The sequence below is a fragment of the Amycolatopsis sp. GM8 genome (assembly GCF_021653975.1).
Taxonomy (GTDB): Bacteria; Actinomycetota; Actinomycetes; order Mycobacteriales; family Pseudonocardiaceae; genus Amycolatopsis_E.
On record NZ_JAJKFK010000005.1, the window covers coordinates 59430 to 71961 of the forward strand.

General features: G+C 69.7%; 13 protein-coding genes and 1 riboswitch. Of the genes, 6 read left to right on the forward strand and 7 right to left on the reverse strand.

Features of this window, described 5'->3' with window-relative positions; translation table 11 throughout:
• Positions 1 to 78: 78 nt before the first annotated feature.
• Positions 79 to 429, reverse strand: a complete 351-nt coding sequence (locus LOZ83_RS23700; protein ID WP_236794340.1) for a DUF4233 domain-containing protein — start codon at positions 427 to 429, stop codon at positions 79 to 81.
• Between the two features lie 56 nt (positions 430 to 485).
• Positions 486 to 1946: a folylpolyglutamate synthase/dihydrofolate synthase family protein gene (locus tag LOZ83_RS23705; protein ID WP_308190286.1), complete on the reverse strand. Its 1461-nt coding sequence runs from the start codon at positions 1944 to 1946 to the stop codon at positions 486 to 488.
• 60 nt (positions 1947 to 2006) lie between these two features.
• Between LOZ83_RS23705 and LOZ83_RS23710 the strand changes: the two genes are divergently transcribed.
• From LOZ83_RS23710 to LOZ83_RS23720, 3 genes are all read left to right on the forward strand, one after another.
• Positions 2007 to 2336, forward strand: a complete 330-nt coding sequence (locus tag LOZ83_RS23710) for a hypothetical protein (RefSeq protein WP_236793669.1) — start codon at positions 2007 to 2009, stop codon at positions 2334 to 2336.
• Between the two features lie 13 nt (positions 2337 to 2349).
• Positions 2350 to 3444 (forward strand): amidase, encoded by a 1095-nt coding sequence (locus LOZ83_RS23715; RefSeq protein ID WP_236793670.1) that lies wholly within the window; start codon positions 2350 to 2352, stop codon positions 3442 to 3444.
• 62 nt (positions 3445 to 3506) lie between these two features.
• The gene (locus tag LOZ83_RS23720) at positions 3507 to 4376 is read left to right on the forward strand and encodes an SGNH/GDSL hydrolase family protein (protein WP_236793671.1); all 870 of its coding nucleotides are present in this window, start codon (positions 3507 to 3509) and stop codon (positions 4374 to 4376) included.
• Here LOZ83_RS23720 and LOZ83_RS23725 read toward each other — a convergent pair.
• Positions 4358 to 5047 carry an MOSC domain-containing protein gene (locus tag LOZ83_RS23725; protein ID WP_236793672.1) on the reverse strand — a complete coding sequence of 230 codons (690 nt, stop codon included), beginning with the start codon at positions 5045 to 5047 and terminating at the stop codon, positions 4358 to 4360. The two genes, LOZ83_RS23720 and LOZ83_RS23725, sit on opposite strands and share 19 nt — an antisense overlap.
• Positions 5048 to 5059: 12 nt before the next feature.
• Positions 5060 to 5138, reverse strand: a riboswitch (S-adenosyl-L-homocysteine riboswitch).
• Between the two features lie 133 nt (positions 5139 to 5271).
• On the opposite strand from LOZ83_RS23725, the gene LOZ83_RS23730 reads away from it, so the two are divergent.
• Entirely contained in the window at positions 5272 to 6222 is a 951-nt protein-coding gene (locus LOZ83_RS23730; protein WP_236793673.1) for a hypothetical protein, read from the forward strand.
• A gap of 36 nt (positions 6223 to 6258) precedes the next feature.
• Here LOZ83_RS23730 and LOZ83_RS23735 read toward each other — a convergent pair whose 3' ends face one another.
• Positions 6259 to 6417, reverse strand: a complete 159-nt coding sequence (locus LOZ83_RS23735) for a hypothetical protein (RefSeq protein ID WP_236793674.1) — start codon at positions 6415 to 6417, stop codon at positions 6259 to 6261.
• A 41-nt stretch (positions 6418 to 6458) separates the two neighbouring features.
• Between LOZ83_RS23735 and LOZ83_RS23740 the strand changes: the two genes are divergently transcribed.
• On the forward strand, positions 6459 to 8762 hold the full coding sequence (locus LOZ83_RS23740; protein WP_236793675.1) for an FdhF/YdeP family oxidoreductase: 2304 nt from the start codon (positions 6459 to 6461) through the stop codon (positions 8760 to 8762).
• 335 nt (positions 8763 to 9097) lie between these two features.
• On the opposite strand, the gene LOZ83_RS23745 is transcribed toward LOZ83_RS23740, so the two are convergent.
• Both LOZ83_RS23745 and LOZ83_RS23750 read right to left on the reverse strand, forming a co-directional pair.
• On the reverse strand, positions 9098 to 9850 hold the full coding sequence (locus LOZ83_RS23745; RefSeq protein ID WP_236793676.1) for an SDR family NAD(P)-dependent oxidoreductase: 753 nt from the start codon (positions 9848 to 9850) through the stop codon (positions 9098 to 9100).
• The gene (locus LOZ83_RS23750) at positions 9847 to 10266 is read right to left on the reverse strand and encodes a VOC family protein (RefSeq protein WP_236793677.1); all 420 of its coding nucleotides are present in this window, start codon (positions 10264 to 10266) and stop codon (positions 9847 to 9849) included. Before LOZ83_RS23750 ends, LOZ83_RS23745 begins: the two co-directional genes overlap by 4 nt.
• 67 nt (positions 10267 to 10333) lie before the next feature.
• Between LOZ83_RS23750 and LOZ83_RS23755 the strand changes: the two genes are divergently transcribed.
• Positions 10334 to 10993, forward strand: coding sequence for a GntR family transcriptional regulator (locus LOZ83_RS23755; RefSeq protein WP_236793678.1), 660 nt, complete (start codon positions 10334 to 10336; stop codon positions 10991 to 10993).
• A gap of 94 nt (positions 10994 to 11087) precedes the next feature.
• Here the strand turns inward: LOZ83_RS23755 and LOZ83_RS23760 are convergent, their stop codons facing one another.
• Complete coding sequence (locus LOZ83_RS23760; protein ID WP_236793679.1) at positions 11088 to 12455, reverse strand: OFA family MFS transporter; 1368 nt, start codon at positions 12453 to 12455, stop codon at positions 11088 to 11090.
• Positions 12456 to 12532: the final 77 nt, after the last annotated feature.

Below are 12532 nucleotides of genomic sequence, written 5' to 3' on the forward strand. Positions count from 1 at the left end.
GCTCTCTCATGAACACAGCATCATCGGATCGACGAACATTGTCAAGAGCAGTGCTCTCGCTTTGGATCGGGGCTCGCCCTACTGCTGCTGGAAGGGCAGGGTGCCCGCGGCCATCCGGCGGGCGACCTCGCGGCGCAGCCACAACGCCCACAGCCAGAACGCGAGGAACAGCAGGCCGATCACGCCGATCGCGGTGATGAAGAACAGGAACACGATCAGCACGACCTGCAGCGCCAGGATCACCGGCACGATCCACGACCGCCGCAGCACGCCACAGCACAGGACCAGCGCGACCGCGACGGCGATCACCGTCCAGCCCTTCACGGTGCCGACGCCCCCGCCGAGCCGCGCGACCACCGGCAGCGCGAGGCCCACCGTGATCGCTTCCAGGATCAGCGTGCCCGCCATCACCCCGCGGAACGACTTCATCGGGTCCTTCGCCGGCGGCTTGACGGACGCCGCGCTCTCGGGCTGTTCCGGAGAACTCACATCGGCTCCTTACCGAACAGGGTGCGCGCCTCGCCCGCCGTGACCACCGAACCCGTCACCAGCACCCCGCCGCCGGCGAGCGGCTCCTCGGGATCGCCGGTCTCCTCCACGAGCGCGACCGCGGTCTCGATCGCCGCGTCGAGGCTCGGCTCGGCGACCACCCGGTCCTCGCCGAAGACCGACAGCGCCAGCTCGTTCAGCTCGTCGAGCGGCATCGCGCGCGGCGAACCGTTGCGGGTCACCACGATCTCGGACACCACCGGCTCCAGCTCCTCCAGGATGCCCCGCGCGTCCTTGCCCGCCATCACCCCGACCACCGCGACGAGCCGCCGGAACGCGAACTCCTCGGTGATCGTCGCCGCGAGGGCGCGGGCACCGTGCGGGTTGTGCGCCGCGTCGATCAGGACCGCCGGGGCGGCCCGCACCCGCTCCAGCCGGCCCGGCGTCTCGACCTCGGCGAACGCCTCGCGCACGGCCTCGATCACGAGCTGCCTGTCCTTGCCCGCGCCGAAGAACGCCTCGACCGCCGCCAGCGCGAGCGCCGCGTTCGCGGCCTGGTGCGCGCCGTGCAGCGGCAGGAAGATCTCGTCGTACACCCCGCCCAGGCCCTGCAGGCTCAGCATCTGCCCGCCGACCGCGATCTCCCGGCGCAGCACGGCGAACTCGCTGCCCGCGCGCGCCACCGTCGCGTCGACCTCCACCGCACGCTCCAGCAAAACCCGTTGTGCCACCGGATCCTGCTCGGCGATCACCGCGACACCGCCGGGCTTGATGATCCCGGCCTTCTCCCGCGCGATCCCGGCGAGATCGCCGCCGAGGAACTCGACGTGGTCGATGCCGACCGGGGTGATCGCCGCGACCTGCGCGTCGGCGACGTTCGTCGCGTCCCAGGTGCCGCCCATGCCGACCTCGATCACGGCGGCCTCGACCGGAGCGTCCGCGAACGCGGCGAACGCCATCCCGGTCAGCACCTCGAACTTGCTCATCGGCGGTCCGCCGGCGGCGTCCACCATGCCCACGTACGGGAGGATGTCGTGGTACACGTCCACGTATTTCGACGCGGAGATCGGCGCGCCGTCCAGCGCGATACGTTCGGTGACCAGCTGCAGATGCGGGCTCGTGTACCGGCCGGTACGCAGGCCCATCCGGGTCAGCAGCGCGTCGATCATCCGGGCCGTCGAGCCCTTGCCGTTGGTGCCCGCGACCTGCAGCACCGGATACGTCTTCTGCGGCTCGCCGAGCACGTTGACCAGCGCGGAGATCCGGGTGAGCGACGGCTCGATCTTGGTCTCGGGCCAGCGCGTGTTGAGCTCGGCCTCGACCTTCAGCAGCTCCTGGCGGGCCTGGCGCTCGGTCACCTCGGGGTCGGCCCGCTCGACGTCCTCGGGATCGTCGGGCAGCGGCCCGGCCACGAAGTTGTCGCCGGTCGACAGCTCGGCGGGATAGTCCTCTTGCACCTAGCCCAATGTAGTCGGCGTGAAGCGCTCCGCCGGTGGTGGTCGGGCGAGGGGCTGGCGGTGGACGCGGTCGATCCGGACGCGGACGCCATCGCCGCCGCCCGCGCGCTCGGCAACGGTGTCGCGTTCCGGCAGCAGGACATCACGACGGCCGACCTGCCCAGCGCCCTACGACTTCATCTCCTGCCTGGCGTCGTTGCACCACATGCCGTTCGGCACCGTGAGGGCCTCAACGGCGGCCCCGACCGGACGATCATCCCGCGCATCCGGCCCGAGACCATGACGATGACCGAGATCCGTCGCGAGTCGGCGCGGTTGCTGCCCGGCCGCGCCGTCCGCACGCTGGTGTTCTGGCGGTACCTGCTCAGCTACCGCGCTCCCCTGCTATGAACGAGGGGTGTTCGTGGAGACGTATCCGCAGCTCGCGGTCAAGGACCTGATCGACGTCGCGGGCCAGACGGTCCGCAATGGCACTCCCGGTCTCGGGCACCGGGTCGCGGCGAAGGACGCCACGGCCGTGGCGCGGCTGCGCGCGGCGGGCTATGTCGTGACCGGCCGCACCACCGTGCCCGAGCTCGCCTGGTCGGGCCGGACACCCGGCTGCGGCAACCCGTTCGACCCCACGCGGGACGCGGGCGGGTCGAGCGGCGGCTCGGCAGTCGCGGTTGCGACCGGCGCGGTGCCGGTCGCCCTCGGCACGGACACCGGTGGCTCCATTCGCATTCCGGCCGCGCTGTGCGGGGTCGCGGGACTGCGGCCGACGCACGGTTCGGTGCCGATGGACGGGATCACGCCGGTCGCCCCGTCGATGGACACGGTCGGCCCGATCGCCCGCACCGCGGCGGAATGCTTGCGAATCCACGGACTCCTCGCCGAGACGACCGCCGAAATCCAGCCGGTCGACGGTATTCGCGTGGGCTGGCCGTCCGGCCTGTGGGGCGACCGGATCGATCCCGAGGTGCTACGGCTGGTCGAGAAAGTGGCCGAGGGACTGGAAATCGTCGAGGTCGAGTTGCCCGTCTCGCGCCGCCACGCGCGCGGAACCGGTTACACCATCATGCTTTTCGAGTCCGCGCGACGGTGGTGGGCCGAGTACCAGGAACATCCGGAAGGTCTTGCCGGACGCGCGATCGGCCAGCTGCGAGCGGGTTCCCAGGTGTCCACTTCGGACTACGAGCAGGCGCTGAAGCTCGCCGGTGAGATCCGGGACGAGGTGGACGCCGTGTTCACCACCGTCGACGCCCTGCTCCTGCCGACGGTCCCGGTCACCGCCGCGCCGCACGACGCGGACACCGTCGAGGTCAACGGCCGCACCGAGGACGTCGAGACCGCCTACTACCGGCTCACCGCGCTCGCGGCCGTCAGCGGGCATCCGGCGCTGTCGGTCCCGGCCGGGCGCACCGCGAGCGGGCTCCCGGCCGGCGCTCAGGTCGTCGGGCCGCGCGGGCAGGAGGCGCTGGTCTGTTCCATCGGCGAGGCGATCCACCGGACCGGGTGAACTGCGCAAACGCCACCCGATCGGCGGCGCCACGGCTGCCTTGCGCGGGCTAGGAAAGAAGTATGCGCGTTCGTCGGGGACTCGTTATCGCTCTGCTCGCCGTCTGCACCGTATTGGTGTCGACCTTCACCGCCTCGGCCTCGCCGCGGCATTACGAGCGCTACGTCGCGCTCGGTGACTCCTACACGGCCGGGCCGCTGATCCCCTTGCAGCGCCTCGACCCGCTCGGCTGTTTCCGGTCCACTCTGAACTATCCGGCGCAACTCGCGCTGAGGCTGCACACGCGGTCGTACACCGACGTCAGCTGCAGCGGCGCCGACACCACCAACATGACCGGCCCGCAGTCGGTGACGCTGGGTGTCAACCCGCCGCAGCTCGACGCGCTGCGCCCCAGTACCGATCTGGTGACGCTCGGCATCGGCGGCAACGACTACGGCGTGTTCGGCACGCTCGTGGGGACCTGTCCCGGGCTGCGCGCGTCGGACCCGGCCGGAAACCCGTGCCAGCGGCATTTCACCACCGATGGCGTGGACGTCATCGAGGCGCAGCTGACGCAGACCCAGGCCAACGTCACCGCGGTGCTGGCCGAGATCCACGAGCGGTCGCCGCACGCGAAGGTGCTCGCGATCGGGTACCCGCGGATCGCGCCGGTGAGCGGGACCTGCCCGGACGTGCTGCCGTTCGCCGACGGTGACTACGCGTGGCTCAGCAGCGTCGAAGAAGCGCTCAACGCCGCGATCTCCGGTGCCGCGGAGAAGGACGGCGACACGTCCTATGTGGACACCTTCACGCCGTCGCTGGGGCACGACGCGTGCGCCGGCCGCGCGGCGTGGATCAACGGCCAGTACTACCAGCTCACCGCGGCGCCGTACCACCCGAACCTGTCCGGGATGACCGGCCTGGCGAAGATCGTCTACGCCGCGCTGTACTGAGTCCGGTCCACGAGCACGGCATCACCGACAGCGACCGGACCGGGTTCGACCGTCGAGCCGTAGACGCCGAGACACAGGTCCCGCTCGCGTGCGATCGTGCGGAGGACTTCGGGATCCCGTTGCGTGGTAACGGGATCCACGTTGACGATCATGCAGCGCCGGTCACGCCGGTCCACCCGCAGGCGCAGGCCGCCGACGCGCAGCACGCTGCCGACCCAGTCGTCCTCCGCCCCAGCGGGCGCGTCGATGACCAGGTTCGGCCGGAACCGCCGGACGTCCAGCGCGCCGGCGGATCCGGTGGTGATCAGCGACAGCGGCAGCGCGTCGAACGTGCCGCGGTCGAGCTTGACGGCCCGGACTCCCCCGCCCAGCAAGGCGGCCAGCGCGGGATCGATCACCTCGTACGTGCCGCCATCCGGCGTCGTGACGAAGGTCTTCGACGAATCGGGCTCGGCCGGATCGGCGAACCACGGGCGATACCGGCACAGCTCGGCGCGCTGACGGATGGTGAACCACGGGAACCCGTTGCGCGGCACGCCATCCCGGAGAAACGCCCAGCGACGGTCCCCGGCCAGGCCGTGCCAGGACACGTCCGTCCCGGCCAGCTCCTGCCCGGCCATCGATTTGACCGGATACCGCCACAACCCCACGACCGTGCCGACGGTTCGCATCCCGCCTCCGAAGGAAAGGAGGCGCCCTTGGTGCGTGGAGACCGGGACCGAGCGTGGCGGATCGGATCCGTCGCAGCGCCTCTCGGCTCCGGCAGCCCGAGCTTGCCCGGCGCCGGGAGCGACTGTCAACTGTGTACCGAATTGGTTGCGCTGTCCCCGTTCCCGTAACGCCCCCGCGATTCCGCCGATCTTCGGTGCGATATCACGAGATGACGGGATAACCAGTGGACGAGCGCGACATCGAGAACCACCCGGACCTGATGGACCCGGACTGGCAGCGGCACGCCGTGAAAGAGGCGTGGACCGAGCATCGCCGGAACCAGCGCCGGGGGCGGACAACCAGGCGGCTGGGCATCTGGGTCGTCGTGCTCGTGGTCGTGGTCGCCGCGGGGATCGCGATCTACCGCTGGGGCAAGGCGACCTCGGACCACTACGCGGGCGGCGGCGAGCCCCTCACCACGGCGACGACGACCCCGCCGAGCGACCTGCCGGACTTCGCCCGCGTCGACCTGACCCGGCCGTTCGACAACACCCCGGCGCAGAACTGGGCCGAAAACATCACGGGCCTGGTCATGCCCCCGGCGACAAAGGTCGGGACCTTCTCGGCGGAACAGGTCAAGTCCGCCCAGGACCAGGTCAAACAGGCGATCGTCGAGTCCTCGCTGGACCTCGACGTGCTTCAGCAGCACAAGTTCGAGAAGTACGTCGGCCTGCTGGCCCCGGACGCCAGGGCGGATGCCCGCGCGAACCCCACCCACTACCTGACCCCCATCGCGGACGGCAACCACCTCCTGCCCGTCCCGCCTCGGCTGAACGGCACCGCGAGCGTGCGGCCCGGCGACGAAGGCGAGTTGATCGTGCATGTCACCTACCTGGTCGCGTACGCCTTCGACCCCGGCAGCCACCAGGTCTACGGCCCAGGCGACATGGAGCCCTACGTCCGTACCGACGCGGACTACATATTGCGCTCGGGACCGCACTGGAAGAAGAGCAGCTACGGCCTCTGGCTCGGCCCGAGCAACCTCTACTTCACCGAGTCCGCGTGCAAGGCTTCGGACCAGGGGCAGATCGCGCCGGTCTTCAGCGAACCGAACTTCAACCCCACGTCCCTCACTCCCGAGCCCGGCCGGTTCGATCCGAACCAGCCCATGCCCACCGGGGACAACTGTCACTGATCCGCGCGGAGCGGGTGTGACCAATCGAACAGTGCTCTAGGGCGAGGTGCCCGAGTATCGGCTGGGCACCGCCCCGTACTCGGCGCGATCGCCGCATCCACGCTGATAGCGCTGCGTTTCGGCGAGCGGGTAGGCCCGCGGCACCTCGCGCAGGCGCTGCTCGGCCTCGCTCGCCGACCCGGTGTCGCTGCGCACGTCCGCTCGTCAGAAGGCGACCAGGGCCGGAAGATGATGACGTGACACGCAACGCGCCGAAGGCCGACATCGACGAGGCCCAGCTCGAGATCCACCAGCCCAAACAGTGGGCCGCCGGCGTGACCGGGGTTGCCGTGTCACTGCTGCGCAGCGTCGAGCAGATGGGCACCGGCCGCACCGTCCGCACGCTCCGGCTGCTCAACCAGCAGCAGGGCTTCGACTGTCCCGGGTGTGCCTGGCCCGAGCCGCAGCAGGCCGACGGCGAGCATCGCAAACTCGCCGAGTTCTGCGAGAACGGCGCGAAGGCCGTGGCCGAGGAGGCCACGAAACGCCGCGTGGGCCCGGAATTCTTCGCGGCGCACCCCGTTGCGGAACTCGCCGGCAAGACGGACTACTGGCTCGGCCAGCAGGGCCGGCTGACCGAGCCGATGGTGCTGCGCGAGGGTGGCACCCACTACGAGCCGATCAGCTGGGAAAGCGCTTTCACGCTCGTCGCCGACCAGCTGCGCGCACTGTCCACACCGGACGAAGCGGTGTTCTACACCTCCGGCCGCACCAGCAACGAGGCCGCGTTCCTGTACCAGCTGCTCGTACGTTCCTTCGGTACCAACAACTTGCCGGACTGCAGCAACATGTGCCACGAGTCCTCGGGCACCGCGCTGACGGAGGCGACCGGGATCGGCAGGGGCTCGGTCAGCCTCGCCGACGTGCACCACGCCGATCTGATCGTGGTGGTCGGGCAGAACCCCGGTACGAACCACCCGCGGATGCTGTCCGCGCTGGAGGAGGCGAAGGCGGGCGGCGCGAAGATCATCGCGGTGAACCCGTTGCCGGAAGCCGGTTTGATGCGCTTCAAGAACCCGCAGTCGCCGCGCGGCGTGGTCGGCAAGGGCACCGCGCTGGCCGACGAGTTCGCGCAGATCCGGCTCGGCGGCGATCTCGCGCTGTTCCAGGCGATCGGGCATCTGCTGCTGTCCTGGGAGGACGCCGCGCCGGGCACCGTGCTCGACCACGATTTCATCGACGGCTCGTCGCACGGATTCGAGGAGTACGCGAAGAACCTGCGCGAGATCGACTGGGCCGCGATCGACGAGGCGACCGGGCTGGAGCGGATGCAGATCGTCCGGCTCGCCCGGCTGATCGCGGACTCGCGGCGCACCGTGTACTGCTGGGCGATGGGTGTCACCCAGCACCGGCACGCGGTCGCGACCATCCAGGAGATCACGAACGTCGCGCTGCTGCGCGGCATGATCGGCAAACCGGGCGCGGGGCTGTGCCCCGTCCGCGGCCACTCGAACGTGCAGGGCGACCGCACGATGGGTGTCTGGGAGAAGATGCCCGAGGCGTTCCTGGACAGCCTGGAAGCCGAGTTCGGCATCCCGATGCCCCGCGAGCACGGGTTCGACACCGTCGCCGCGATCCGTGCGATGCGGGACGGCAAGGGCAAGGTTTTCCTTGGTATGGGTGGGAACTTCGCCGCCGCCACGCCGGATTCGGAGCTGACCGAGCGCGCGCTGCGGGCGTGCGAGCTGACCGTGCAGGTGTCGACGAAGCTCAACCGCTCGCATGTCGTGCACGGCAGGACCGCGCTGATCCTGCCGACGATGGGGCGCACTGAGCGCGACGTGCAGGCGAGCGGGCACCAGTTCGTGACGGTCGAGGACTCGATGTCGGCGGTGCACTCGTCGCACGGCCGGTTGCGGCCCGCGAGTTCGCACCTGCTGTCGGAGGTCTCGATCATCTGCCGGCTCGCCGGGGCGGTGTTCGGCGAGGGCCATGCGGTGCCGTGGCGCGAGTTCGAGGGGAACTACGACCTGATCCGCGACCGGATCGCCCGCGTGGTGCCGGGGTGCGCGGACTACAACGCCCGCGTGCGGCAGCCGGACGGGTTCGTGCTGCCGCACCCGCCGCGTGACTCGCGGGAGTTCCGCACCGGCAGCGGCAAGGCGAACTTCACGGCCAGCGAGCTGGAGTTCCCGCAGGTGCCTTCGGGGCGGTTGCTGTTGCAGACGATGCGCAGCCACGACCAGTACAACACCACGATCTACGGGCTTTCCGACCGGTACCGCGGGATCGAGGACGCCCGGCGGGTGGTTCTGGTGCACGCCAAGGACATCGCTGAGCTGGGCTTCGCCGATGGCGAGATCGTCGACCTGGTTTCGGAATGGGAGGACGGCGACAGGCGCGCGGCGGAGTTCCGGATCGTGGCCTACCCGACCGCCCGCGGCTGCGCGGCGGCCTACTTCCCGGAGGCGAACGCCCTGGTACCGCTCGATTCCGTCGCCAAGAAGTCCGGCACCCCCGTCTCCAAGGCGATCGTCATCCGCCTGGAACACCGCCTCTGACGCCCGCGCCTCGCGCGGGCGAGTCCCAGTTCCGCGCGGGCACGGACCTGGGACTCGCACACGTGGAACGGGGGATCCGCTTGATACCGCGCTCGCCGGGAAAGCGAGCCGGCGACGCGTTCGGTCGTGATGAACCCGGCGCCACCGACGTGACCGCGATGCCATGCGCCGATAGGCCCGCCCGAGTCTCGTGTTCCGCGCGCGGGACGCGGAACTGGCCCGGCGACAACACGGGACTCACGCGCACACAATGGGCGACACGCGCGGGGAACGGGTGACTCGCACACATGGAACGCCGAACTCACGCTCAGCGAACCGGGGACTCGCCCGGCGGGCTAAGTCCTGAGGTACGACGCGCCGTTCAGATCCAGGACGGCGCCCGATGCCCACTGCGAGCCCGCGAGGTAAACCACGGCTTCGGCGATCTCGCGCGGCTCGGCCACGCGGCCGAACGGGCTCTGCGCTTTAAGTTCCGCGCCGCGTTCGCCGGTCAGCCAGTCGGCGACGCGTTCGGTCGCGATGAATCCCGGCGCCACCGAAGCGACCGCGATGCCGTGGGGCGCAAGGGAAACCGCGAGCGACTGGCCCAGCGAGTGCAGCGCCGCCTTGGTCGCACCGTAGGCCGGATGGTCCGGCTCGCCGCGGAAAGCCCCCCGCGAGCCGACGTTGACGACGTGGCCCGCGACGCCACGCTCGATCATGTGCCGCGCGACGCAGAACGTCATATCGGCGGCGCCCAGCAGGTTGACGTCGACCGACTCGCGCCACATTCGTTGCCAGTGCTCGAAACTCGTGCCAGCGAGCGGATGCGCTGTCTCCGTCGTGGTCAAGACGGCGGCATTGTTCACGAGCACGTCGACGCCGCCGAGAGCCTCCTCGGCAGTGTCCGCGATCTGCCGGGCGGCGACCGTGATATCGCCCTGGACGAGCGTGTGTCCGTTGCCGGGTAAGGAATTCAGCGTCGCCTCGGCGTCGGCCTGGCGCGAGTGGTAGTGCACCGCGACACGATCACCGCGCTCGGCGAACGCGAGCGCCACCGCTCGCCCGAGCCCGGCAGCCGCACCGGTCACGAGAATGCCGCGGCTCATTTCGCGAACAACTGGGACTCGTCGCGGAAAGCCTTGAACTCCAAGGCATTCCCGGCCGGATCGTGCAGGAACATCGTCCACTGCTCCCCCGGCTCGCCCGCGAACCGCTGGTACGGCTCGATAACGAACTCGGTGCCCGCCGCACGCAGCTTGCCGGCCAGCTCGTGGAAGTCCGCGATGGACAGGATCAGCCCGAAATGTGGCACCGGGACCTCGTGCCCGTCCACCGGGTTGCGGCCGGATTCGGTGCGCGCGCCGGGCACCACGTGCGTGACCACCTGGTGCCCGTGGAAGTTCCAGTCCACCCACGCCGCGGCGGACCGGCCTTCCGGCAAGCCGAGGACACCGCCGTAGAACTCGCGGGCGCGGGACAGATCGTCCACCGGGATGGCGAGATGGAAGCCCGGGCGGGTCATCGGCTACTCCTCAGGTCGTCGTATCCCCAGCTTGACCTTCGGAACGTCCGAATGTCAACATTCGGACATGCAGCCAGCCGAACGCCGCGGTCTCGCCGAGGAGGCGGCCGACCGGATCCGTGACGAGATCTTCGCCGGGAGGTTCGCGCCCGGCAGCGCACTGCGCGAGGTCGAACTCGCCGCGTCATTGCTGGTGAGTCGCGGGTCGGTCCGCGAAGGACTGGCTGTGCTGGAGCGCGAGGGACTCGTGCGGAGCGTGTGGCACCGGGGCACCCACGTCATCGGGCTGACCGAGTCCGACATCGACGAGGTCTACGCCGTCCGCGGCGCCCTCGACCGGCTCGCCGCGACCACCGCCGCGACGCGCGCGTCCGCCGAACACCTCGACGAACTGGACCGCGTGGTCAGCCAGATGGTCCACGAGAACAACGGCGCGCGCGTGCTGTCCCTCGATCTGGAGTTCCACGAGGCCGTCTACCGCGCGGCCGGCAACCGGCGGCTGCTCGACGCCTGGCACGCCGTGCGGTCGCAGGTCCACCTGTTCCAGACCCACCGCATCCGCGTGGGTGGCGACAACTACCGGACCAACGTGTGGCGCGAGCACCGCGAACTGGCCAGGCTCATCCGCGACGGCGAGACCGAGCGCCTCGCCGAGGTCGCGGAAGAGCATGTGCACAGCGCGCGGCGCGCGCTGCTCAAGGGGCTGGCTCAGCCGCCGAAGAGCTGAATCACCTTGAGAATCAGCTCGTACACGCCGTAGGCGAAGGGAAGCCCGACCCACAGCCAGGCCAGGGTCAGCAGCCACGGCCGCCGCGAGGAGTTCATGCCGCTTCCTTTCCGGCCGCGACATCCGCCTGCGGCGTGCTCGGCTCGTGGAACGTGTGCCGGACCGGCCGGATGAACTCGTTGGCGATGAAGCCGACGACCAGCAGCCCGATCATGATGTAGAACGACGTGGTGTAGAGGTCCGGACCAACCTTCCCGGCCTGCTTCTCGCTGTCGGCGATCGCGTTGACGATCAGCGGCCCGGCCACGCCCGCGACCGACCACGCGGTGAGCAGGCGGCCGTGGATGGCGCCCACCTGGTAGGTGCCGAACAGGTCCTTCAGGTACGCCGGCAGGGTCGCGAAACCCGCGCCGTAGAAGGAAAGGATCAGGATCGCGCAGAGGATGAACACGACCTTCGACGAGTTGCCGGTGAGCGCGATGATCAGGTACAGGATCGCGCCGATACCGAGGTAGCCGCGGTAGATGTTCTTGCGCCCGATGAGGTCCGAAGTGGACGACCAGACGAACCGGCCGAGCATGTTGGTCAGTGACAGCAGCGCGACGAACCCGGCGGCCGCGGCCGCGCCGACCGGCACCGCGGTGTTCTTGAAGAAGTCCGTGATCATCGGCGAGGCCTTCTCCAGGATGCCGATGCCCGCGGTCACGTTGAAACACAACACGATCCACAGCAGCCAGAACTGCGGGGTCTTGATCGCGTTCGCGGCCGAGACGTTCGCCGTGGTGATCATCGCGTTGCCGTTGACCGCCGGCGGTTCCCACCCCTTCGGCCGCCAGCCGTCCGCGGGCACCCGGATCAGGAAGACGCCCAGCGACATGAACAGCGCGTAGACGAGACCGTGGATGAGGAACGACGTGCCGATCCCGCCCGGCGTGCTGCCGAACGCCTGCAGCATCTCGCTCGACCACGGCGAGGCGATCAGCGCGCCGCCGCCGAAACCCATGATCGCGATGCCGGTCGCCATGCCCGGCCGGTCCGGGAACCACTTGATCAGCGTCGACACCGGCGAGATGTAGCCGATGCCGAGCCCGATCCCGCCGATCAGGCCGTAGCCGAGGACCACCAGCCAGTACTGCGAGGTCGCGGCGCCGAGCGCGGACACCAGGAAACCGGTGGAGAAACAGGTCATCGAGACGAACATCGCCCAGCGCGGGCCGTTGCGCTCGACGTACGTGCCACCGAACGCCGCGGACAGGCCCAGCATCACGATGGCCAGCTGGAACGGGAGCGCGCTCAGCGTGCCGGACAGGTGCAGGGCCTTCTCCAGCGGTGGCTTGAAAACGCTCCAGGCGTAGGCCTGGCCGATGGCCAGGTGCACGGAAAGAGCCGCCGGCGGGATGAGCCAGCGACTCCAGTTCGCGGGTGCGACCGTATGGGAACGGTCGAGAAAGGTGACGGCCACAGTGAGCCTCCCCTAGGCTGGTTAGTGAGAGAGCAATCTAGTACCGAAAGTTTGTCGGTGCATCACTGACATGTGGA